The 22,160-nt window shown below is 46.5% G+C and carries 20 protein-coding genes and 1 riboswitch; of the genes, 12 read left to right on the forward strand and 8 right to left on the reverse strand.

What is annotated here, in order from left to right:
* Nucleotides 1–331: 331 nt before the first annotated feature.
* The 4 genes from DXB18_RS10725 to DXB18_RS10740 all read right to left on the reverse strand — a co-directional run bounded on the left by DXB18_RS10725 (nucleotide 332) and on the right by DXB18_RS10740 (nucleotide 4,029).
* Nucleotides 332–1,819, reverse strand: coding sequence for a hypothetical protein (locus tag DXB18_RS10725; RefSeq protein ID WP_118541528.1), 1,488 nt, complete (start codon nucleotides 1,817–1,819; stop codon nucleotides 332–334).
* Nucleotides 1,820–1,831: 12 nt separating this feature from the next.
* Nucleotides 1,832–2,170: a YhdT family protein gene (locus DXB18_RS10730; RefSeq protein WP_118541530.1), complete on the reverse strand. Its 339-nt coding sequence runs from the start codon at nucleotides 2,168–2,170 to the stop codon at nucleotides 1,832–1,834.
* A 65-nt stretch (nucleotides 2,171–2,235) separates the two neighbouring features.
* A complete protein-coding gene (locus DXB18_RS10735; RefSeq protein ID WP_118541532.1) occupies nucleotides 2,236–3,003 on the reverse strand; it encodes a DUF169 domain-containing protein in 768 nt (255 codons plus the stop codon).
* Between the two features lie 291 nt (nucleotides 3,004–3,294).
* Complete coding sequence (locus tag DXB18_RS10740) at nucleotides 3,295–4,029, reverse strand: LuxR C-terminal-related transcriptional regulator (protein WP_182430550.1); 735 nt, start codon at nucleotides 4,027–4,029, stop codon at nucleotides 3,295–3,297.
* Nucleotides 4,030–4,331: 302 nt separating this feature from the next.
* On the opposite strand from DXB18_RS10740, the gene DXB18_RS10745 reads away from it, so the two are divergent.
* Entirely contained in the window at nucleotides 4,332–5,798 is a 1,467-nt protein-coding gene (locus DXB18_RS10745) for a DUF2812 domain-containing protein (RefSeq protein WP_118707741.1), read from the forward strand.
* Nucleotides 5,799–5,805: 7 nt separating this feature from the next.
* On the opposite strand, the gene DXB18_RS10750 is transcribed toward DXB18_RS10745, so the two are convergent.
* The gene (locus DXB18_RS10750; RefSeq protein ID WP_118707743.1) at nucleotides 5,806–6,120 is read right to left on the reverse strand and encodes a hypothetical protein; all 315 of its coding nucleotides are present in this window, start codon (nucleotides 6,118–6,120) and stop codon (nucleotides 5,806–5,808) included.
* Nucleotides 6,121–6,258: 138 nt separating this feature from the next.
* Between DXB18_RS10750 and DXB18_RS10755 the strand changes: the two genes are divergently transcribed.
* A complete protein-coding gene (locus DXB18_RS10755; protein ID WP_118707745.1) occupies nucleotides 6,259–6,423 on the forward strand; it encodes a toxin-antitoxin system protein in 165 nt (54 codons plus the stop codon).
* Between the two features lie 171 nt (nucleotides 6,424–6,594).
* Here DXB18_RS10755 and DXB18_RS10760 read toward each other — a convergent pair whose 3' ends face one another.
* A complete protein-coding gene (locus DXB18_RS10760; protein WP_118707747.1) occupies nucleotides 6,595–8,010 on the reverse strand; it encodes a sodium:alanine symporter family protein in 1,416 nt (471 codons plus the stop codon).
* A gap of 165 nt (nucleotides 8,011–8,175) precedes the next feature.
* A riboswitch (glycine riboswitch) is annotated at nucleotides 8,176–8,268 on the reverse strand.
* A gap of 171 nt (nucleotides 8,269–8,439) precedes the next feature.
* On the opposite strand from DXB18_RS10760, the gene DXB18_RS10765 reads away from it, so the two are divergent.
* The 7 genes from DXB18_RS10765 to DXB18_RS10800 all read left to right on the forward strand — a co-directional run bounded on the left by DXB18_RS10765 (nucleotide 8,440) and on the right by DXB18_RS10800 (nucleotide 17,593).
* Nucleotides 8,440–9,804: an MATE family efflux transporter gene (locus DXB18_RS10765; protein ID WP_118541544.1), complete on the forward strand. Its 1,365-nt coding sequence runs from the start codon at nucleotides 8,440–8,442 to the stop codon at nucleotides 9,802–9,804.
* A 120-nt stretch (nucleotides 9,805–9,924) separates the two neighbouring features.
* A complete protein-coding gene (locus tag DXB18_RS10770) occupies nucleotides 9,925–10,512 on the forward strand; it encodes an RNA polymerase sigma factor (RefSeq protein ID WP_118707749.1) in 588 nt (195 codons plus the stop codon).
* Between the two features lie 574 nt (nucleotides 10,513–11,086).
* Nucleotides 11,087–12,418 (forward strand): aspartate--tRNA(Asn) ligase, encoded by a 1,332-nt coding sequence (gene aspS / locus DXB18_RS10775; RefSeq protein WP_118707751.1) that lies wholly within the window; start codon nucleotides 11,087–11,089, stop codon nucleotides 12,416–12,418.
* Nucleotides 12,419–12,572: 154 nt separating this feature from the next.
* The gene (gene gatC / locus DXB18_RS10780) at nucleotides 12,573–12,866 is read left to right on the forward strand and encodes an Asp-tRNA(Asn)/Glu-tRNA(Gln) amidotransferase subunit GatC (protein WP_118541725.1); all 294 of its coding nucleotides are present in this window, start codon (nucleotides 12,573–12,575) and stop codon (nucleotides 12,864–12,866) included.
* A gap of 14 nt (nucleotides 12,867–12,880) precedes the next feature.
* Complete coding sequence (gene gatA / locus DXB18_RS10785; protein ID WP_118707753.1) at nucleotides 12,881–14,461, forward strand: Asp-tRNA(Asn)/Glu-tRNA(Gln) amidotransferase subunit GatA; 1,581 nt, start codon at nucleotides 12,881–12,883, stop codon at nucleotides 14,459–14,461.
* Between the two features lies 1 nt (nucleotide 14,462).
* Entirely contained in the window at nucleotides 14,463–15,899 is a 1,437-nt protein-coding gene (gene gatB, locus DXB18_RS10790; protein ID WP_118707755.1) for an Asp-tRNA(Asn)/Glu-tRNA(Gln) amidotransferase subunit GatB, read from the forward strand.
* A 389-nt stretch (nucleotides 15,900–16,288) separates the two neighbouring features.
* Nucleotides 16,289–17,593, forward strand: a complete 1,305-nt coding sequence (locus DXB18_RS10800; RefSeq protein WP_118707759.1) for an aminotransferase class I/II-fold pyridoxal phosphate-dependent enzyme — start codon at nucleotides 16,289–16,291, stop codon at nucleotides 17,591–17,593.
* Nucleotides 17,594–17,671: 78 nt separating this feature from the next.
* Here the strand turns inward: DXB18_RS10800 and DXB18_RS10805 are convergent, their stop codons facing one another.
* Together DXB18_RS10805 and DXB18_RS10810 are read right to left on the reverse strand one after the other, a co-directional pair.
* Entirely contained in the window at nucleotides 17,672–18,868 is a 1,197-nt protein-coding gene (locus tag DXB18_RS10805) for a mandelate racemase/muconate lactonizing enzyme family protein (protein WP_118707761.1), read from the reverse strand.
* A 127-nt stretch (nucleotides 18,869–18,995) separates the two neighbouring features.
* Nucleotides 18,996–19,703 (reverse strand): FCD domain-containing protein, encoded by a 708-nt coding sequence (locus DXB18_RS10810; protein ID WP_118541568.1) that lies wholly within the window; start codon nucleotides 19,701–19,703, stop codon nucleotides 18,996–18,998.
* 367 nt (nucleotides 19,704–20,070) lie between these two features.
* Here DXB18_RS10810 and DXB18_RS10815 point away from each other — a divergent pair, with 367 nt between their 5' ends.
* The 3 genes from DXB18_RS10815 (at nucleotide 20,071) to DXB18_RS10825 (ending at nucleotide 22,160) form a co-directional block, all read left to right on the forward strand.
* Nucleotides 20,071–20,364 carry a glutaredoxin gene (locus DXB18_RS10815; protein ID WP_147355241.1) on the forward strand — a complete coding sequence of 98 codons (294 nt, stop codon included), beginning with the start codon at nucleotides 20,071–20,073 and terminating at the stop codon, nucleotides 20,362–20,364.
* Between the two features lie 16 nt (nucleotides 20,365–20,380).
* Complete coding sequence (locus DXB18_RS10820; RefSeq protein ID WP_118707765.1) at nucleotides 20,381–21,502, forward strand: TRAP transporter substrate-binding protein; 1,122 nt, start codon at nucleotides 20,381–20,383, stop codon at nucleotides 21,500–21,502.
* Nucleotides 21,503–21,590: 88 nt separating this feature from the next.
* Entirely contained in the window at nucleotides 21,591–22,160 is a 570-nt protein-coding gene (locus DXB18_RS10825; protein WP_118707809.1) for a TRAP transporter small permease, read from the forward strand.

Genomic DNA, 22,160 nt, shown 5'->3' on the forward strand with positions numbered 1-22,160 from the left:
CTGAACATGACTTTCAGACAGAATGCTGACAGCCTGTATCTGGGCAGAGTACAAGCTGGGGACGGTCGATCCTTTCTGGGATCCTCTCAGCCCGGAACACGGACTCCCTCGCAATCTGGTTTTCGTCATCGCAGTAATTTTTCTGATCGTAGTGTCAGGGCGCTCCCCCTCACACTGCATTCCGTTAACCGATTAGGATTGTACCACAGGAAAATGGAAATGGCAAGACAAGGAAAAACAGCCAGAAGAAAAACATATGCTGCGAGTGGCTGCAATAGGATTCCTTCTGACTGTTTTTTGGATTTCAGAAAATTTTATTTACATTAGCAAATTACTGTTCTGGATAATCTTTGCCAAACCAGGTAGCAATGATTCCATACGGTGTTTTTGGAGTAACCAGAGAAACAATCACCATGATGACAGTAGATAAGAAAGTAGCCATCAGGCATGGGTTAAATCCAAGAGAAATCGGAATGATACCAGAGTTGATCAGCAGGTAAAGTGCAATACCACTGATGATTCCTGCGAGTGCACCGTATTCATTTGCCGGCTTCCAGAAGAGTCCAAGAAGAACTGTATGGAAGAACGCAACGGTCATGCCGCCGGTTGCGTAGGTGATCAGGGAAGCAAGCAGTTCCGGTGGATCACATGCAAAGATGAAAATAACAAGGGAAATAACAACGATACCAATGGTGTTCAGTTTTTTGATAGTTTCCGGTTTTACAGATGGATTGATCAGGTTCTTATACAGGTCACTGATCAGGGTTCCGGCCAGAGATACAACCATACCGCCGACAGAAGACTGAACAGCACCGCAGACACCTGCAAGTACCAGACCGGCTGCCCACGGAGGCATAACGGTTACAGCAAGAGTCGGGATACCAAGGTCCGGAGTTGCAAGGCTTCCTTCCGGGAATAAGTATTTAACTGTGAAACACAGACCATTCAGACCAATCAGCCAGATTGCTACGACAATGGTACCAATCTTAATTGCGCGATGCAGTGTGTTGGTATCTTTGTAGGTCAGGGTAGTCATGGTAACATGCGGCATGGTAAAGGTTGTAATTCCCCATAAGAATGCAAAGGAAATTACGGTTTTGATACTGGTAGGAACAAACCAATCCGGGTTGGTATCGAGTAGTGCGTGGATGGTTCCGGTATAACTTAAGCCGGTGCTGGTAATGCCCATAAAGAACAGGACGATAACAGAGATTGTCATGACAATACCCTGGATTACGATAGCAGATGCGACACCTTTAATACCGCCGGTGATTGCTGCAATGATTACCAGGACGGTAAAGATTGCAAGACCGATACGATAGTCCTGACCAGTCAGAATCTGGAAGATACGTCCACCGCCAGTAATGGTAGATACGGCAAAAGCTCCAAGGAAAAATAAAACAACGAGACCACAGAGCGCACCGACAAGTTTGTTTTTATTGTAGCGATTCATCAGTAATTCCACGAAAGTCTGAGAGTTTGTACGGCGTGCAACAATACCGACACGCTTGCCGATCAGTCCGAGTACCATGAAGTTGGTACACATGGACCAGAAACAGCAGACCATCCAGATAGCGCCAAAAGTGTAAGTATAACCGGGAACGCCCATGAAAACACCGGCACCGGCAACACCAGCGGATACCATCATCGCAGTCATCAGCACACCGCCGTTACGACCACCAGTATAGAATTTGCTGATATAGTCGCCTTTGCCTTCGTTCATAGCTTTTCTGGTGTATAAACTATACCCTAACAGCAGGATGGTATAAAGAGCAAAAACGAAAATAATGACCATACGAGTTGAACTTGATATCTCCATACTTCTTTCCCCCTATTTTTTCTGACGTGGTTTTAAGCTGCCCCGCGGAGTAACCTCCATATCCCGGTATACAAATGTAACAACCAGGAGTACTGCAATAACCATTCCAATCAGGATACAGATTTCCAGGAATATCCAGAGCGGAAATCCAAGAACATAGGTATAATTTGCAGGGTCAGTATCTCCAACCAGATACAGATTACCAATCATGAGTACCATAAAACCAAGATAAGTTCCAAGCGTTACCCAGAATTCTTTTCTGGTTTGTGTAAAACGCTCGTCTGGCTCAATATCTGAGAAATTGTAATCTCTGCTGTTGGGATCAATCCCTGCTTTTTTCTTATCCTCCATACGAAATCCCCCTCATATGTAAATATAGGTGCAAATTATGTTATGGCTTACATTTTGCTGATATTTTACTTAAGATCCACTGTGCTGTTTAATTCATGAGCCATTTCCTGCCAGTGTTCCATTCTGCGTTTGAGTTCTGCCTTACTTTCTTCATCTTCCCGGAATGCAATGGCAGTCCACGGCATTTCATCGAGTGCCTGAACAACCTCATCGATTTTCTGGAAAGGAATGGAAATCATACGCAGACCGGCCGGATAAGCTTTTCTTCTCTTTAATCCATGGTAAAAACCGGTTGTGATGTGGTTCACTTTTCCTGAAATGACTGGATAAGCATACATCCAGGAACAGCTGATTACCGGAGTGGATTTGGATTCCCAGAAATCACCGGAAATATAGCTGGTAGCACGCATGATGATGTCAGCTTTTTCCACATCTGCGATGCACATAATCAGATCCGGATCAAAATTACAGTCTTTTACAGGAGAAAAGACCACATAATTAACGGTACCGCGAATGATTCGGGGCATTTCCTGATACAGTTTCCGGCATCCGGAAGCTGTGCGGTACATTTCGAAATCCTGACCAGCCTGACCACTGGCAGTAACTGGCGGCGGATCGATCATGCCGAGTGCAAGTTTTCCGTAGCAGGCATCGTTCTCTTTTGAAATATAGAATGTTTTTCCTTTTTGCGCTTCTCGTACATACTCGCAGAATGCAAAATGATCTTTTGACTGCTCAATTCCTTCTGGACGGACTGCCATATACTTTAAAGCAATGGGTTCATAGTCCAATTCAAGTTTAGCGAATAATTCTTTTGCTTTTGCACTTAACATAAAAATCCTCCTTTTGTAAATAATGAATTTTCTTATTGATAATATTTTAGCAATATAATAAACGAAATGATATGGGCTGTTTGCGTGATTTTCCAAGAGCTATTGTTGAAAAAAAGAAAAAAGAGTAGAAAAATGAAAGAAAAAGAAGTAAAAAGGAAGAAAAAGATGAAAAAAGAGAAGAAAAATACGTCTAATAATTAACAAAATACGAACGAATTGAACTAGAATACGCTTTTACAAAAATGGAGCAGCTTTCTGGAAAAGCTACTCCGTTTTTTGAAAAAGACAATGTTAAGCTTCATGAAACAGCTTGATTAGCTTTGTCGTATTATGGACATTGGTCTTTTTGTAAATGTTGCAGACATGTTTTTTGAGTGTAGAAAGGCTGATGAATGCCAGCTGGCAGATTTCCTCATTGCTTTTTCCGGAAACAATATAATGAAGAATTTCGGTTTCTCGTTTCGTAAGGCGAAAATGGTTGGAAAACGCAGCAAGTTGATCCTGAGACTTTTGATAGTCTGTGCAGGAATGCGGATCCGAAGCTAGCATAGCCATCTTTAAGGCGAGATGATTTTTTAAAGAGTCCATGATATAAAGATCACGCTGGCTGTAATCGCCCTCTTCTTTGGAACGCCAGAGTACGAAAGCTCCAAGCGCATTGTCGTTGTAAACCAGGGTAGTATAAAGGCCGTAATATAAGTTCTGTGGTTTTAGGACTTCACGATAGATCAGGGAATTCTCCCATTCGTCAGCAGTACTGATCTCGGAGTAGCAGAATACATTACTCCATGGTGCGGAAAAATAATCTGTCCACTTCGGATTATATTTGCGTTCCAGGTAGAAATCTTCATTCGTAGGCTCATTCAGGATATTCAGCCCTTTGGGACTTTTCAGGACGTTTTTTCCGCTTTCACGGACAGCCTGAAAGGAAATGCCTTTCGAGAAGTGAATAAGTCCTTTCAGATTAGAAAGAACGGTAGTGCTGAATTCATCGTAAGAATTGCATTGATTGATTCGATATATCATTTGAGAAATGAACACCCACTCGCAGTTAAGTAGTGACTGAAACATAACCCCACATCCCCCATCTCATTGTACAGTATTATATACAATTATAACACAATTCTCTGCTTTTGAAAATGCGTCTGGTTTGAGTTTTCCATATCTACGAATAAAACGTTATCAAGAAAATAAAAACAATGGAAATTAAGACATTTGTGTAATGAAAGCGTAAGGAAGTAGTAAGTGTGCCGTTCTTGCGCAAGGGGGCATGTTTTGTATAATGAAATTAGAAGAAAGTAATTGGAAATTGGAAAGGAGGCGGCACGATGAAGCAGACAAAACATATCTGGTGGACATTTTCCGTATGGGAAGCGGATGCGCTCCGGCAGTATCTGGAACAACTGGCGCTGGAAGGATGGTATCCGGAGAGCATTGGCGGGAGCGGCATGAAATGTTACCATGCAGACCCGGAAAAACGTCGTTATGCCGCGGTTTTGGCACCGAAGACTTCTGTGCTTACCGGTGCAGATTCCTGGGATGCCGGAAAATTCCGGGAGCGCTGCGAAGCTGCCGGATGGAAGTTCCAGTGCAGCGGCATCAACTGGCAGATCTTTTATACCACGGATGAGACATTGGAACGAACCGAAGAGATGAGCGATGCAAATCAGTTTTTGATTCAGAAAACGCTGGCACTTGGTTGGTCGACCCGGATTTTATATCCGCTGATCGTGGTGCTGCAGGGCTGGTTATTGCATCAGGGGCTGCGTTATCCCGCAGAAACGCTGGCGGATCCCTGGAGCATGGTTTCCGGTGCAGTGTGCCTGCTGTTGATCCTTTCTTATGGCATTCCCTATCTGCAGCTGATTCGCTGGGTAAGAAACAGCGAACACGCGTTAAAAGAACAGGGAAAACTTCCGGTCATGGATCTGAAACGCAGGATGAAGTCCAAGAGGCGTATGGCAGCTCTGCTGTTTGGCATAATCCTCCTTTTCCTTATTCTGGCTTTTTCAACTTCAGTCCACTTGCTTGTGACGGTATTAATCTCCAGCCTGATTCTGTGCGGAAGTGCATGTTTGGTATTAAGCTGGATCCGGAAACATGGAAGCGGAGATCAGAGAGAAAACTGGATCGGATATCTGGTCGGAGTGACTGCGCTTTGCATGATCCTGGTCCCGCTGTCCGGAGCCCTGACCGGGCATTTGATCGGGGATGAAAAAGAAAATACAAACGTAAAGCAGACGGTATTTGCCACCTGGCAGAGCAATACGGTTCAGGCTGACAAAGCCGGGAATCCGGTAGTTGTGAATGTTTATAAAAGCCGGATTCCGTGGATCATACAAAAGACCAGGCAGAATTATCCAAAAAATCTGACAAAGTTCTGGGACTGCAGGGAACTGGAGGTGCCAGAGGTATTGAGCACGTTGCCGGATGGGATACAGGTTTCCTGGTATCGTTATTATATACGGAATGAGACAGAAAACGGGAATGCGGAAAACCAAAGTGCTGAGAATCAAAATGTCAAGAATCAAGCGGCAGAAAGCGTAGATGCAAGAAGTGCAGATACAAAAACTGGAGAAGTCATAGCGGCAGATGAGCGGACTGCACAGGAATTACAGAAAGAACAGGACGCAATGAAGGCTGCAGAAGCGGCTGCCGCAGAGAATTCTATTGCGTTGGATGAAGTCATCCTGAGCGATAAGAACCGCCTGGTAATTTTGGATTATGGCGGTGGAACAGACTCGGCTGGAGTGGAAGAAGCAGTGCAGAGATTTCTGGAGGCGACCTTGAAATAGAAACGTATTAATGTATGTCGCCACCGGCCGGCACACATAAAAAATCCATATTTTCTTTCGTACACTGTCCTGGTGTGATCCGTTCCCCGGTTTTGGGGCAGAAAAGGTCATGGTTTGCTTCTAGCGTGATGACATCGCCTGCCTGAAAAGTTCCATCGGTACAGGATTTTGTAACAGAATAGAAAGCACCGGGAGTCAGGGAAAGCTGTTTTATGGTGTTACGCAGCAGCGTTCCTTTTTCAAAAAGCTCCTCCCATGACAGGAATTTGTCACTGTATTTTTCTGAATTTTTATGATTGGTTACAGATGGATCTCGTTTCATGGTCTCTTCCTTCTTCCTGGATTTATCCTACTTTATCATACTTTATACTACTTAGCAATATCGAATCCTCCAACATGCTATAGTCAAAAAAGCTTACAGAATCTGTAAACAATGCAAAAGAAGAAGGAGGATAACGGAATGAGGCCGTTAAAGGGAAAAGTCAGTATCACACTGGATAGTGACGTTATTCAGATTATCAGAGATTACGCAGAGGAGGATGACCGGTCGTTTAGTCAGTATATCAATATGGTGTTGAAAGAATATATCAACAGGCAAGGCAGGACTACATTAACAAAGTCTTGAGCTTGCCTGTTTTTATTATACAACGAAACTATGATATAGCAAGATGAAATGGCAATATTGCCCGATTATAAACAATATTGCACAGTAAATCAAAGGGGCGAAAGCTCCCACAGCCGCCTGTCATGGCGGCTGCGGGAACTTTCGCCCCTCATTCGTTATCGTGTGATATTATTATTTGATTTTATCCCCAAGGATCCGCGTCCAGTAGTCGCGTGTCTCAGCGACAACAACACCGCTGAGTGCCAGCAGTGCGATCAGGTTCGGCAGTGCCATCAGCGCATTGAAGATATCGGCGATGGTCCACACGGCTTCTACGGTCATAAATGGTCCGATAAAGATCGCGAGTATGTACAGGAACCGGTAAGCCATGACTGCTTTCTGGCTTCCGTTTGACAAATATTCCAGACAGCGTTCCCCGTAGTAGTTCCATCCGATGATGGTGGTAAATGCGAAGAAGATCAGGCACATCATCAGGAGAAATGCGGAAAACTGCGGCGGGATCGGAAGTCCCTGCTGGAATGCGCGGGTGGTTACGGCAACACCTTCCAGTCCGACGGTGTGGGAACCGGTCAGGACGATGCAAAGACCAGTCATGGTACACACGATAATGGTATCGATGAAGGTTCCGGTCATGGTAACCAGCCCCTGACGGGCCGGTTCTTTGGTCTGTGCGGCAGCGGCAGCGATCGGAGCGCTTCCGAGTCCAGCTTCATTGGAAAAGATACCGCGGGCGATTCCCTTTTGCATGGCAACAAGAACTGCACCAAGTGCACCGCCAGCAGCTGCCCGGAGCCCGAATGCACTCTGGATGATCTCGGCAAATGCAGCCGGAATGCGGGAAGCATTCAGAACCAGAATAACGACGCAGGATGCAATGTAGAAGACTGCCATAAACGGTACTACAATAGAAGAAACACTTGCGATACGCTGAATACCGCCAAGCACGACCAGAGCCACGCAGATGGTTAAGATGATGCCGGTTACGACAACAGCGATGCTGTAATCATGTCCGAAGAGGTTGATCACATGCACATTGTTTTTATCGAAAAAGTCTCCGGCAGCAGCAGTAATGCCGTTTACCTGGGTGAAAGTACCGATTCCGAGGAGACCGACACCGGCGCCGAAGAATGCGAAAATCTTACCGAGCCAGCGCCAGTTTTTGCCCATTCCGTTTTCGATATAGTAGAATGGTCCGCCGAGTACATGACTGCTTTCATCGACGACACGGTATTTGATGGCGAGAACACCTTCGGAATATTTGGTTGCCATACCGAATAAGGCTGCGATCCACATCCAGAACAGGGCACCTGCGCCGCCTGCGACCAGGGCAGTTGCGACACCGACGATGTTGCCGGTACCGATGGTGGCGGACAGGGCGGTGCACAGGGCTGCAAAGCTGCTGACCTCACCGTGGCCTTCGCCTTCATTCTGGAACATGTACTTACAGGCGATGCCCAGCTTGTGGAACTGGATGCCGCGCAGGCGGATCGTTAAGAAGATTCCGGTTGTCAGAATCAGGACGATCAGGGGAACGCCCCACACAAAGCCATCCAGCCAGTTCAGAAACGCACTTACATTAGTTAACATAATACTCACTCTTTCTCCCATAGGGGTTTTGTTTGATAGAAGCTCTGGGGGAAAAAAACCGGAAGAAAACCAGTTTTTGGTAAACAAAAAAGGAAGTATTCCAACTGCGTGACTGCAGATGAAAAACTCCCTCTAAAGAGTGTGGAAAGACGGATGCATTGCTGCATCATGTGCTCTGTCCTTTTGCCTGAGAGATTGGCACGTTTCGTGCTGTACACCTTCGGCGCTCCATACATGAGACTCTCCAGAGTTTGCTTCTTGCAAAGAAGCATAGACGATTTGCTTTAGAAATGCAAGTGTATTTTCAAAAAACAGGAAAAGTCTTTGAAAAAATACAATTTTATAAAGTACTGCTTGCAGATACTTATAAGAAATGTGTATAATAGAGGTTCCAGGGCATTTAGGCCCTTACATGAAAGAGGAAAACATATGAACAACGAAAAAGATTTTTTGGGGACAGAGCCCATCGGAAAACTGCTGCGTTCTCTGGCGGTTCCGACCATTACGGCACAGTTGATTAACATGCTGTACAACATTGTAGACCGTATTTACATCGGTCACATTCCGGAATCCGGCGCACTGGCGCTGACCGGAGTCGGAGTCTGCATGCCGCTGATCATGATCGTTTCGGCATTTGCGGCATTGGTGGGAAGCGGAGGCGCTCCGCGTGCTTCCATCCACATGGGAAAGCAGGATTACGATCAGGCAGAGAAGATCCTTGGAAACTGTTTTACGCTGCAGGTGGTAATTTCCGCGATCCTGACCGCCATTCTGTTTTTGTTTAACCGGAAGCTACTTCTGGCTTTTGGTGCCAGCGAAAACACGATTGACTATGCAGTCAGTTACATGAATCTGTATTCCCTTGGAACGATTTTTGTGCAGCTGACACTCGGCATGAATATGTTTATCACGGCCCAGGGATTTGCAAAAACCGGGATGCTTTCCGTGCTCATCGGCGCGGTTACGAACATTGTTCTGGACCCGGTATTTATCTTTGGAATGCACATGGGAGTCCGCGGAGCCGCGCTCGCGACTGTCATTTCCCAGGCAGTTTCTACCATCTGGGTTCTGGCATTTCTGACCGGAAAAAAGACACGATTGAAGATCCGTTTCAGTACAATGGGGCTGAATCCATCCATCATTCTGCCATGTGTGGCTCTGGGTGCAGCGACCTTCGTTATGCAGTCCAGTGAGAGTGTGATCTCGGTCTGCTTCAACTCGTCTTTGTTAAAATACGGCGGCGATATTGCAGTAGGTGCCATGACGATCTTAACCAGTGCCATGCAGTTTGCGATGCTTCCGCTGCAGGGACTTGGTCAGGGTGCCCAGCCGATCATCAGCTACAATTACGGTGCACGGAATGCAGACCGTGTAAAGGGCGCATTTAAGCTTCTGTTAAAGGTAAGCCTGACCTATTCTGTCCTGATCTGGCTGTTTGTGGAGCTGGTTCCGCAGGCTTTTGCAGGGATGTTTACTGCGGATGCAGAGCTTCTTGCTTTTACGTCCCGCGCACTTCGTATTTATATGGGCTGCATCTTTATGTTTGGCATTCAGATCGCCTGCCAGATGACCTTTACCTCCATTGGTTTTGCTAAGGAATCCATCATTGTGGCAGTAACCAGAAAGTTTATTCTCTTACTTCCGCTGATCTACATTCTTCCGCATGTACTGGTAAGCGATCAGACTATGGCGGTTTATACAGCAGAACCAGTGGCAGATTTCCTGGCAGTATCGTTTACGATACTCTTATTCAGACGGCAGTTTAAGAAGGCTTTGAGCACGCTTGAACAGTAACAAGGTGGCATATTTCGTCAAAAACACAGCGGAATATGCCACCTTTGTGGTTCTGGAAAATATTGCGTGTTATAGTGTTTTCAACAGAAAATGGCATAGAGCCAGAGGGGATATTTACTTATGGATCTTGGAACATTTTATGAGAAACACAAGCAGTTTTACTATTGGTTTTTATATCGGAAATTGAAAAATACCGGGCTGCCATATCATGCGGAAGACATCATTCATGATGCAGTTGTAGCCATTATCGCGAATGAAAAACATCTGGAAATCTTTGAAAATCTGACAGAAAAACAGGCAAAACAATATTTTAAAACGTGTCTGGTCAACCGGCTGATCGATACCATACGGCAGGAAAAACGGAGGCAGGAACAGCTGGAAGAACTGGAAAAGACAGAAATGACAGTACTTAACCGGGAAATACATGTATGCCGAATGGAAACTGCGGTCATCGAAAAAATGGATCTGGAGAATTGTGCACCTGCTGTTTTATGTCTTTTTAACAGCCGGGAAATGGAACTGATCCGTCTTGTCTTTTTGCAGGAACTTTCCTACCGGGAAATAGCAAAAAGAGACCGTGTGAAGGAAAGTGCCATTGCCATGCGGGTCGTGAGACTTCGAAAAAAGATTCGGAAAATATGCCTGAAACAGCATGTTTTTGACGAATTTGTGGAAAAGAAAATGGAAATGCTGCTGATCTGTTCATGAGTTCAGGAAAGCAGCAGTTGCTGTATAGAAATTACAAAACTGAAAAATAATCTGATTAAAAAAAAATTTTCTGCCTTGTCAAGCGGAAAAACTTGTGATATTATGATGTCAATTTTCAGAGGAACACTTCTGAAAGAAAACCAAACAAATGGCAGTGAAGGAGACTCTTGCCAGCAGGACTTCGACAGGAAGAGGGCGTCACCGACTGAGAGCGCCGTCAGGTTGGACTCTGGCTCACAGGGAACACTCCGGAGCCGGTATTTCGAAAGACATAGACTGTTAAACGGTTCAAGTTGCCAGTCATGTGCGTAGGGGTATCCGTAGGACACACGTTACGTGTCTTAAAAGAGTGGAGCCGCTTTCGTTCAAAGGGGAAAGAAAGTCAGGTCTCAATGCGGGTGGTACCGCGGAACATAACAAAATCATAGTGTCCCGTCCCGGAATATGTAACAGTATTCCGCGACGGGATTTTTTGTGTTATATATCAGAAATTCACCAACGTGTATTTCCTGATAGTTTCCCCAAATTCCTTCCGGAATACAGAACCATCACATTCAGGTAAGGAGAGAACAGCATGGAATTTTTAACAGGTGTAAAGGAAAAGGAAACCATCGGAATCAGCGAAATCTTAAGCGGAGATTATGTCGGAAAGGTCGTAAAAATGAACGGTGCAGTCCACAACATCCGTGATATGGGTGAGTTTGCATTTGTCATTTTGCGCAAGGCAGAAGGTCTGGTGCAGTGTGTGTATGAGGAAGGAAAAACCGACTTCGATCTAAAAGAACTGAAGGAAGAATCCGCTGTGGAAGTGACCGGTGTGGTTGCTTTGGAGGAGCGTGCCCCGCAGGGATTTGAACTCCGTCTTACCGGTATCCGGGTATTGTCCCAGCCGTCCGAGGTTATGCCGATCGCCATCAACAAATGGAAGATGAATACCTCCTTAGAGACACGTTTAAGTCTCCGTCCGGTATCCTTAAGAAATGTCCGCGAACGTGCAAAATTCAAAGTTCAGGAAGGTATTGTGCGCGGTTTCCGTGAGTTTTTGTCCAGTCAGGGCTTTACCGAAGTGCATACCCCGAAGATCGTATCCCGCGGTGCGGAAGGCGGCGCAAACGTCTTTAAATTAAACTATTTTAACAAAAAAGCAGAGCTTGGACAGAGCCCGCAGTTCTACAAACAGATGATGGTCGGCGTGTTTGACCGCGTATTTGAGGTGGCTCCGGTGTTCCGTGCCGAGAAGCACAACACCACCCGTCATTTAAACGAATACATCGGACTGGATTTTGAGATGGGTTACATCGACAGCTTTGAAGATGTCATGGCGATGGAGACCGGATTCTTAAAATACACCATGGAGTTGTTGAAAAAAGATTACAAAAAAGAGCTGGATATGCTTGGCGTAGACCTTCCATCCATCACCCAGATCCCTCAGGTACGTTTCGACGAGGCAAAGCAGCTGGTATCGGAAAAGTACAACCGGAAGATCCGCAACCCATTCGACTTAGAGCCAGAGGAGGAAGTGCTGATCGGACGTTATTTCAAGGAAGAGTACGACAGCGATTTCGTGTTTGTCACCCATTATCCATCGAAAAAACGTCCGTTTTACGCCATGGATGACCCGGCAGATGAGCGTTTCACCTTAAGTTTTGACCTGCTGTATAAGGGTCTGGAGATCACCACCGGAGGTCAGCGTATCCACGATTACCAGATGATCCTGGAGAAGATGGCAAAGCGCGGAATGGATCCGGAAGACATCAAGGATTACCTGATGATCTTCAAATATGGCATGCCGCCGCACGGTGGTCTTGGCATCGGCTTAGAGCGTCTGACCATGCGCCTGTTAGACGAGCAGAATGTACGTGAGACTTCATTGTTCCCGCGTGACGTGACCAGACTGGAACCGTAATCAGTTTGGAAAAAGGAAGCGGTGAGACTGCGAAAACGCTATGGAAATGGAAGTTTCTGTGACAGTGCCGGTGCAAACGAAAAATACCATGGCAGTTAGAGAAACAGACAGGGTGCCGGTGTGACCTGGAAACCGGCAGGAAAGGATTGAAAATATGGCAAATATCATCAGCGATGAAACCATCGAATATGTAGGAATTCTGGCAAAACTGGAACTCTCGGACGAAGAAAAAGAGGCTGCAAAACAGGATATGGGCCGAATGTTAGACTATATTGACAAGTTAAACGAACTGGATACGACCGGAGTCGAGCCGATGTCGCATGTATTTCCGGTGACAAATGTGTTCCGGGAAGATGTGGTAACCAATGGAGATGAGCGGGATAAGATCCTGCTGAATGCGCCGGAGCAGAAGGATGGAGCGTTTAAGGTTCCGAAGACGGTAGAATAAAGGGAGGAAACGACGTGAGTATCTTAGATTTAACAGCGGTAGAGCTTGGAAAAAAGATCAAATCCGGCGAGATTACGGCAGTGGAAGCCACAAAGGCAGCCCTTGCGCAGATCAGGGCACTGGAGCCGGTATTAAATTGTTATGTGACCGTAGATGAGGAAGGTGCGTTAAAGCGTGCCGGAGAAGTGCAGAAGCAGATGGAAGACGGAACATTGACCGGCCCGCTTGCCGGTGTTCCGTTTGCTATTAAGGATAATATGTGTACAGAGGGCCTGCTGACAACCTGCAGTTCCAAAATTCTGGATAACTTCAAGCCGACTTACACGGCCGAGGCAGTAAAAAACCTGGAGGCAGCAGGTGCTATCATTCTTGGTAAGACAAACATGGATGAGTTTGCCATGGGAAGCACCACCGAGACTTCTGCTTACGGCGAGACGAAAAACCCGTGGAACCCGGAACATGTGCCGGGCGGTTCCTCCGGTGGTTCCTGTGCGGCAGTGGCAGCAAATGCGTGCTTCTTCGCATTGGGCTCCGATACCGGCGGTTCCATCCGCCAGCCGAGTTCTTTCTGCGGTGTCACCGGCATCAAGCCAACCTACGGAACCGTTTCCCGTTATGGCCTGATTGCCTATGGTTCTTCCCTGGACCAGATCGGACCGGTCGCAAAGGATGTGACGGACTGTGCTACGATCCTGGAAGCAATTTCTTCCTATGATAAGAAGGACAGCACTTCCATGAAAAGAGAGGACTGCGATTTTACCTCTGCCCTGGTGGACGATGTAAAGGGCATGCGCATCGGCATCCCGCGTGATTACTTTGGCGAGGGCCTGGATCCGGAAGTGAAGGATGCCATCTTAAAGGCAGCAAAGGTTCTGGAAGAGAAGGGCGCTATTGTCGAAGAGTTTGACTTAAGCCTGGTAGAATACGCCATTCCGGCTTATTATGTCATCGCTTCCGCAGAGGCAAGTTCCAACTTATCCCGTTTCGATGGTGTAAAATACGGACACCGTGCAAAGGAATACGAGGGTCTTCACAACATGTACAAAAAGAGCCGTTCCGAGGGCTTCGGACCGGAGGTAAAACGCCGTATCATGCTGGGTTCTTTCGTCTTAAGCAGCGGTTATTACGATGCTTACTATTTAAAGGCACTCCGCACGAAGGCGCTCATCAAGAAAGCCTTTGACCAGGCCTTTGAAAAATACGATGTCATTTTAGGACCGGCAGCGCCGACCACCGCACCGAAGTTAGGCGAGTCCTTAAGTGATCCGCTTCAGATGTATCTGGGGGATATCTATACCATTTCCGTAAATCTGGCAGGACTTCCGGGCATGACCGTTCCCTGCGGAAAAGATTCGAAGGGACTGCCGATCGGCCTGCAGCTGATCGGTGACTGCTTCAAGGAAAAGAACATCATCCGCGCCGGTTATGCGTATGAGTGCAGCAGAAGCTACGAAACACCGGAACTGGCGAAAGAGGCAGAAGCAAAGCTGGATGGAGAGCCAGTCATGGCGAAAGCGGCAGAAGCGAAGCTGGACAGAGAGCCGGCCGTATCAAAACAGGCAGAAGCAAAAGCAGCAGAAAAGGAGGCGCAGTAACATGAGCAAACAGTATGAGACCGTCATTGGCCTGGAGGTTCACGTAGAACTGGCGACCAAAACCAAAATTTTCTGCGGCTGTTCCACCGCATTCGGCGGTGCGCCAAACACCCATACCTGCCCGGTCTGCACCGGTATGCCGGGTTCCCTTCCGGTTTTAAACAAGCAGGTGGTAGAGTACGCACTGGCAGTCGGACTGGCTACGAACTGCGGCATCAACCAGTACTGCAAATTCGACCGGAAGAACTATTTCTATCCGGATAACCCGCAGAACTACCAGATCTCCCAGCTGTATCTGCCGATCTGTCACGATGGCTGGGTCGAGATCGATACCGCTGCAGGTAAGAAAAAGATCGGTATCCACGAAATCCACATGGAGGAGGATGCCGGAAAGCTGGTCCATGATGAGTGGGAAGACTGCTCTCTGGTTGATTACAACCGAAGCGGTGTTCCGTTAATTGAGATCGTGTCCGAGCCGGATATGCGCAGCGCCGACGAGGTCATTGCCTATCTGGAAAAACTTCGCCTGATCATCCAGTACCTTGGCGCTTCTGACTGCAAGCTGCAGGAGGGCTCCATGCGTGCCGATGTGAACCTGTCTGTCCGCGAGGTGGGCGCACCGGAGTTCGGAACGAGGACCGAGATGAAGAACTTAAACTCCTTCAAGGCCATTGCCCGTGCGATTGAGGGCGAGCGTGTCCGTCAGATCGAGCTGATCGAGGATGGCAAAAAGGTGATCCAGGAAACGCGCCGCTGGGATGACAACAAGGAATCCTCCCATGCAATGCGTTCCAAGGAAGATGCGCAGGATTACCGTTACTTCCCAGACCCGGATCTGGTTCCGGTATGGATCGCGGATGAGTGGATCGAGCGTGTGAAGGCTGCACAGCCGGAGCTTCGCACCGAGAAACTGGCCCGCTACGAGAGTGAGTACGGACTGCCGCAGTACGATGCAGAGATCCTGACCGGTTCCAAGCATCTGGCCGATGTATTCGAACAGACGGTAGCACTGTGCGGCAAGCCGAAGGAGGTTTCCAACTGGCTGATGACAGAGACCATGCGCCTCTTAAAAGAACAGGAGCAGGAGCCGGAAGACATGACCTTCTCCCCGGAGAACCTGGCGAAGCTCATCAGCCTGATAGAGAAGAACGTTATTAACCGTACGGTTGCGAAGGATGTGTTCGAGGCTGTGTTTAAGGAAGATGTGGATCCGGAACGTTACGTTGAGGAACACGGCTTAAAGGTGGTAAATGATACCGATGCGCTGACAAAGACCATCAAGGAGCTTCTGGAGAAAAACCCGCAGTCTGTTGCGGATTTCAAGGCAGGAAAAGAGAAAGCCATGGGCTTTATCGTAGGTCAGACCATGCGCGCCATGAAGGGCAAGGCCGATCCGGCTGTGGTCAATCAGCTGGTACGGGAACGGATGTCCCGGTAGATAGAATAACAGCCAGTTTGGATTTAGCGGAGATGTCCCACATGGGGACATCTGGCCGGAACCAGACTGGCTGTCCCGCTGAAAAGGACAATATTCAATCAGATGTCCACGCAGGGAAACCAGTGACAGAAAAAGAAAATATATTCTGTAAAATTCGTGAAAAATGCGATTGTAATACCACTTTATATCGTGTAAAATGGAATGCAAACCTTATAATCTAATGTGGCAGCAGATTTTGCTGATCAAAAATGCGAGGCATCGGCAAAATCCATTGCTGTCTGCGCTATGCGTGGACAGTAACGAGCGACCTGCTTCACAAAACAGAGATTCCGGGTCGCAGCGCCCGGAAGCGGAAAGGGAGTACACAGCTGATGAGGAGGAAAAAGAAGATGCAGCCATATGCAGAGATGAGCACAGAGGAACTGCAGGAGCTCAGAAAACAGCTTTCTGCCCAGTACAAAGAGTTTCAGGGAAAAGATTTAAGACTGGATATGTCCAGAGGTAAGCCAAGTGTAGAGCAGCTGGATCTTTCCATGGGAATGATGGACGTATTAAGCAGCAACGATGACTTAACCTGCGAAGACGGAACCGACTGCCGTAACTACGGTGTCCTGACCGGAATCAAGGAAGCCAAGGAGCTGATCGGAGACATGATGGAGGTAGCGCCGGATTACATCATCATCTACGGCAACTCCAGCTTAAATGTCATGTTCGATACGGTATCCCGTTCCATGACTCACGGCGTTATGGGATGTACTCCGTGGTGCAAATTAGACAAAGTCAAATTCCTGTGCCCGGTACCGGGGTATGACCGTCATTTTGCCATCACCCAGTATTTCGGCATTGAGATGATCAATGTACCGATGACTCCGGACGGCCCGGATATGGACATGGTAGAGCGCCTGGTAGCAGAGGACGACAGCATCAAAGGTATCTGGTGTGTGCCGAAGTACTCCAACCCGACCGGAACCAGCTATTCCGATGAAACCGTTCGCCGCTTCGCAAGACTGAAACCGGCAGCACCGGATTTCCGTATCTACTGGGATAACGCATACGGCGTACACCACTTATATGACCATGACCAGGATCATCTGATCGAGATTCTGGCAGAGTGTAAGCGCGCCGGAAACCCGGATATGGTTTACAAGTTTGCATCTACCTCCAAGATCAGCTTCCCGGGATCTGGTATTGCAGCGATTGCAACTTCCCGCAATAACTTAGAGGATATTGAGAAACAGTTAAAGTTCCAGACCATCGGCCATGACAAGGTAAACCAGCTTCGTCATGTCCGCTACTTTGGAGACATCCACGGTATGGTTGAGCATATGCGTAAGCATGCCGATATCCTCCGCCCGAAGTTCGAGGCAGTTATCGACACCTTAGAGCGTGAACTTGGCGGTCTTGGCATTGGTACCTGGACCAAGCCAAAGGGAGGCTACTTTATCGCATTCGATTCCCTGGATGGCTGTGCAAAGGCAACCGTGGCACGCTGTAAGAAGGCTGGTCTTGTTATGACCAATGCCGGAGCAACCTACCCATATGGCAAAGACCCGCACGATTCCAACATCCGTATCGCACCGTCTTACCCGCCGCTGGGCGATCTGGTCCTGGCAATGGATCTGTTCGCACTGTGCGTCAAGATTGTAAGTATTGATAAGATTCTGGCTGACCGCAAGACGGAAGAGCAGGCATAAATTAGAATAACAGGATACAAGAAAAGCTGCCGGAAGGCAGCTTTTCTTGTATCCTGTTGCATGAACAGATGAAATATATTACTGGCAGGTATAAACGTTAACAGCTTCATCCAGGGCTTTCTGAGAAAGTTCCTGACCAATACCAGGACGATCCGGAACCTCGTAGGAACCGTTAACCGGTTTGATGTCTTCGTACATGCCGAGGTCACGCATATCTTTCTTGATGGCACCTTCATGAACTTCATGAATCAGGAAGTTCGGGATGACAGCCTCAACCTGCAGGCTGGCAGCCGTAGCAATCGGACCACCGCAGATGTGAAGCTGTACAGCGGCATCATAAATATTTGCCATGTCGCAGATTTTCTTCGTCTCAGAAATACCACCGCAGATCGTAAGATCAGGCTGGATAACCTGAAGTACGTGTTTTTCCAGATACTCGCGGAAGCCCCATCTGGTATAGATACGCTCGCCGCTTGCCAGTGCCATATGAGGAAGCGCTTTGTGAATTTCCAGCATATTGTCGACATTTAACGGATGGCAAGGCTCTTCATAATAATAAATGTTGAGCGGCTCTAAGCATTTACCTAACTGAATACCGGTATTCATATCTGGATAGGAATGTGTCTCGATAATAATATCCAGATCTTTTCCACCGGCCTTTCGCATAGCCTCGGTACGTTTGTAGCAGGTTTCCAGCATCTTTTCGCCGAGTTTTCCGCGCATCTTCCAGTCTGGATTCATAGCCTGACGTGCCCATTTACCGTCGGCAGTCACACCCATCGGGTCTACTTTGATTGCATCGTAACCGTCAGCTAAAGCATCTTCGGTTGCTTTTGCATAATCATCCGGATCGGTTAAGAATAAATGTTCCGGTCCCCAGCCAAACTGCAGCTGGCTTGCATAAGCGCGGATTTTTGAAGTGGTCTTGCCGCCGAGCAGCTGATATACCGGAACCTTGCAGGCTTTACCCATGATATCCCAGAGTGCGGTATCAATTGCACTCATACCAGCATTGATGACGGTACCACCGCCGAGTCCCCAGAAAGTAGAACGGAAGATGGTCTCCCAGATCAGTTCTGGCTTTAACGGATCCATACCGATAATAAGCTGCCCATAGTCGCGTGCGATTCCGACTGCTGCATAATGAGCGACACCGTAGGATAATCCAACTTCACCATATCCGTAAATCTCGGTGTCTGTGTTGATTCTTACGCAGACAACTTTTCCCATTACATTTGGTTTACATTCAATGACATTAACACTGGTAATTTTCATACAAATACACTCCTGATTTAGATAATTTTAACAGGTATGACAGAAGTATAAGATGTATTACAAGTTACTTATTATACAGGCATGCTAACACGAAGAAGATGAAAAGTCAAGCGTGAATCGAAAAATATTATGATTCCAGGGTTGGATAATAGTGGATGGAACGGCTGCGTGATGCCATGATTGCTTTGGTAAATCGATCCATATCATTGGCACGGATACTTTCTAAGAGCTCCCGGTGATGTTCCAGAACCAGAGAATATCCGCCCGCATGTTTTACGGATAACTCTACGTTGTGCTGTATGGTGTCGTCAATCAATGATTCAACAGCATCGTAGATCATAAACAGAAGATGGTTGTCACCCAATCCGCAGATAGCACGGTGAAACTGGATGTCTGCCTCATGAAATGCATTCTGATCGTTGGCATTTGCAGCGCTTTCCATAGTCTGGTCCAGCTGCTCCAGTTCCTGTATCTTTTCTGGAGTAACGTTTGATGCAAAAGCGAGGCGCGCGCTTCCTAACTGGAGAATGGCACATAAGTCATTAATTTCATTTGGCTGCTGACCAAGCAGTTTCATTCTATATAATTCAGAAAAATAAGAGCGCAGGCTGAAGTTGCGGACAAAGGTACCTTCTCCGGTGCGGGTTTCCGTGAGACCCATAGCACAGCAGCGCTGGATTGCACTGCGCAGAGACATACGGCTGACTTCCAGGGATGCAGCAAGTTCGGTTTCAGAAGGAAGCTTTTCGCCTGGTTTCCAGGTTCCATGGATGATTTCGCCCTGAATGTAATCAAAAATCTGATCCACAAGGCTGGATTTAACAAATTTTTTCATGATATTCTCCTCAAGTCTAGCTGTTATACAAGCATATTTATGAACAGCATAACAGGATTGACTGAGGAAAGCAAGTAAAATTTATTTACCGCAGTTGATTTACGCAGCAATATTCATGCCAATTAGAAAAAGAAAATCATGTAGGATATTGAAAACATTGCATGAAATATTTCAAAAAACGTCAAAAATGCTTGACAAGTAGGAGTGGTGTTTTGATAATAGGCAGCATCTTATAACCTATTAAACTAGTATGCGAATGTGTTAAATAAAATGAAATTCACTATTGCAAAATAAAAAGAAGTATGATAGTATACCTGTATAACAGGATGACAGAAATACAAGAAAAACTAGAGGAAAGGTACAGACTATGAGATTTCAATTAGTCGGAAGTCATATGTGCCCCAATACGCTTTATGCAATCATAAAGTGTAAGGAAGCTGGTGTGACATTTTCGTTTATGGATATTTCATCCAGTCTTGCAGATTTAAAACGCTTTCTGGCATTACACGAACATGATGAAGTTTATGAAAGTCTTCGAGAAATATCTGGAAAAGAAGATTACATGGAAAGTGGTCGCGTTGGATTGCCATGTTTCATTTTTGAAGACGGATTCAAAACATTGGATCTGGAAACAGCATTGAACAAAGCAAAAACAATATAAAAAGGGAGAGTACAAAATGAGAAAGAACATGATGAAAAAAGCGGTTGCATTCGGGTTATCTGTAGCGGTAGCAGGTTCTCTTGCGGCATGTGGAGGAAGCAAGACTGCAGACACAAAAGCAGCGGATACACAGGCTGCAGATGCGAAGACCGGGGAAAACAAGGGCGATGCACCGGCAGCTTCCAGTGATGACAAGCCAGTAACGTTAAGACTGGCATCCAGCGTTTCGGCAAAAGAACTGGAAGATCGCAACACAGGTATGTCTGCAGGCTTGATGACCTGGGTAGATACCGTGGAAAAAGAATCTGGCGGAAGCATTACCGTAGATGTTTTCCCGGATGGACAGCTTGCCTCCGGAACCGACGCAATTGTAAATGGTATCCAGACTGGCGCATTTGAAGTATCCCATTTCAATACCGGAAGCTGGGCAGAGTATAGCAATGCATTTGCAGAGCTGAATGTTCCTTATTTATTCTCAAGTTACGATGATGCACATAAGATTCTGGAAGGCGAGATTGGTCAGAAGATGAAAGACCAGCTGGAGCAGGATGTACCTGGTGTAAAACCGCTTGCTTATATTTCTATCGGTTTCCGTCAGATGACAGCTTCCAAACCAATTCACACGGTAGCAGATATGAAAGGCTTAAAAATCCGTACTATGAACGATACCCTGCAGATTGCAGCACTCGAAGCTATGGGATGTGCAGTAACTTCCGTGCCGATCAGTGAACTGTACAGCGCACTGCAGACCAAGATGGTAGATGCTCAGGAAAACCCGTTATCTACAATCTATTCCCAGAAGTTTTATGAGGTTAACCCATATGCATGCCTGACTTCCCATTCCTATACTTCTACGTTTGTATTCATGAATGCGGATAAGTACAACAGCCTTTCTGATAACCAGAAAGCAGCGATCGACAAAGCAAATGAGGCAGCTGTAAAAGCATCCAAGGAAGCAGCGATTAAGGCAGACGATGAATACAAGAAACTTCTTGAGGATGAAGGCATGACCATTTATCAGCCGACGGATGAAGAACTTCAGGGCTTCAAAGATGCAGCAAGCACTACATGGGAGAAAGCAAAAGAAGTTATGGGCGAAGAGCGTTACAATGCCCTGATGGAAGCAGTAGGTGTTTAATTTCCGGTAAAACCTGAATACGAAGGAAAATAAAAGACTGCCGGAGACATTGTGCTCTGGCAGTCTTTCAAAACAGAAAGGAACAGATATGGACAAGAAAAAGTTCGACTTAAAGAATTTCATTGTAAATATCGATCAGTATATTAGTGCAGTGTTATTTATTGTGATTATGTGTCTGCTGTTTTTGCAGGTAGTAAGCCGCTATGTGTTTCATCATTCCTTCACCTGGACTGAGGAACTTTCCATCATTCTTTTTGTATGGATGACTTATCTTGGCGTTTCCAGTGCGATTACTTACCGTAAGAATCTGCGAATCGATGCATTGCTGAACGTACTTCCGTTCAAAGTGAAAAAAGCATTGCTGATTTTAAGCGATGTGATCTTCATTGTGTTTAACATTTATCTGATTTTCCCATTTATGGAACTGATTCAGAGCATTGGTTCTTCCAAAACCCCCATTCTTGGAATTCCGAAAGCAATCAGTTACTGGCTGATTCCGTTTATTCTGGTTGTAAGTGTAGTGAAACTGCTTGGAGATATCGTAAAACTTTTACACGAAGACGAAAAACGCCTTGGTGCATCCAAGCCGTCTCTGGATCTGGATTCCTGTGAGCGTGAGTATCAGGAAAGAATTGCGAACAAAGGAGGAAGAGCATAA

The organism is Clostridium sp. OM02-18AC (genome assembly GCF_003481825.1).
Classification (GTDB): Bacteria; Bacillota; Clostridia; order Lachnospirales; family Lachnospiraceae; genus Brotaphodocola.

What these genes read in the sequence shown, in the direction of transcription:
- DXB18_RS10810 (WP_118541568.1), bottom strand. Translation starts at nt 19,703, where the DNA reads ATGAAAAAATTTGTTAAATCCAGCCTTGTGGATCAGATTTTTGATTAC.
- DXB18_RS10745 (WP_118707741.1), top strand. Translation starts at nt 4,332, where the DNA reads ATGAAGCAGACAAAACATATCTGGTGGACATTTTCCGTATGGGAAGCG.
- DXB18_RS10750 (WP_118707743.1), bottom strand. Translation starts at nt 6,120, where the DNA reads ATGAAACGAGATCCATCTGTAACCAATCATAAAAATTCAGAAAAATAC.
- DXB18_RS10825 (WP_118707809.1), top strand. Translation starts at nt 21,591, where the DNA reads ATGGACAAGAAAAAGTTCGACTTAAAGAATTTCATTGTAAATATCGAT.
- gatB (WP_118707755.1), top strand. Translation starts at nt 14,463, where the DNA reads ATGAGCAAACAGTATGAGACCGTCATTGGCCTGGAGGTTCACGTAGAA.
- DXB18_RS10740 (WP_182430550.1), bottom strand. Translation starts at nt 4,029, where the DNA reads ATGATATATCGAATCAATCAATGCAATTCTTACGATGAATTCAGCACT.
- DXB18_RS10800 (WP_118707759.1), top strand. Translation starts at nt 16,289, where the DNA reads ATGCAGCCATATGCAGAGATGAGCACAGAGGAACTGCAGGAGCTCAGA.
- DXB18_RS10730 (WP_118541530.1), bottom strand. Translation starts at nt 2,170, where the DNA reads ATGGAGGATAAGAAAAAAGCAGGGATTGATCCCAACAGCAGAGATTAC.
- DXB18_RS10760 (WP_118707747.1), bottom strand. Translation starts at nt 8,010, where the DNA reads ATGTTAACTAATGTAAGTGCGTTTCTGAACTGGCTGGATGGCTTTGTG.
- aspS (WP_118707751.1), top strand. Translation starts at nt 11,087, where the DNA reads ATGGAATTTTTAACAGGTGTAAAGGAAAAGGAAACCATCGGAATCAGC.
- DXB18_RS10805 (WP_118707761.1), bottom strand. Translation starts at nt 18,868, where the DNA reads ATGAAAATTACCAGTGTTAATGTCATTGAATGTAAACCAAATGTAATG.
- gatC (WP_118541725.1), top strand. Translation starts at nt 12,573, where the DNA reads ATGGCAAATATCATCAGCGATGAAACCATCGAATATGTAGGAATTCTG.
- DXB18_RS10765 (WP_118541544.1), top strand. Translation starts at nt 8,440, where the DNA reads ATGAACAACGAAAAAGATTTTTTGGGGACAGAGCCCATCGGAAAACTG.
- DXB18_RS10820 (WP_118707765.1), top strand. Translation starts at nt 20,381, where the DNA reads ATGAGAAAGAACATGATGAAAAAAGCGGTTGCATTCGGGTTATCTGTA.
- DXB18_RS10725 (WP_118541528.1), bottom strand. Translation starts at nt 1,819, where the DNA reads ATGGAGATATCAAGTTCAACTCGTATGGTCATTATTTTCGTTTTTGCT.
- DXB18_RS10815 (WP_147355241.1), top strand. Translation starts at nt 20,071, where the DNA reads ATGAGATTTCAATTAGTCGGAAGTCATATGTGCCCCAATACGCTTTAT.
- DXB18_RS10755 (WP_118707745.1), top strand. Translation starts at nt 6,259, where the DNA reads ATGAGGCCGTTAAAGGGAAAAGTCAGTATCACACTGGATAGTGACGTT.
- DXB18_RS10770 (WP_118707749.1), top strand. Translation starts at nt 9,925, where the DNA reads ATGGATCTTGGAACATTTTATGAGAAACACAAGCAGTTTTACTATTGG.
- DXB18_RS10735 (WP_118541532.1), bottom strand. Translation starts at nt 3,003, where the DNA reads ATGTTAAGTGCAAAAGCAAAAGAATTATTCGCTAAACTTGAATTGGAC.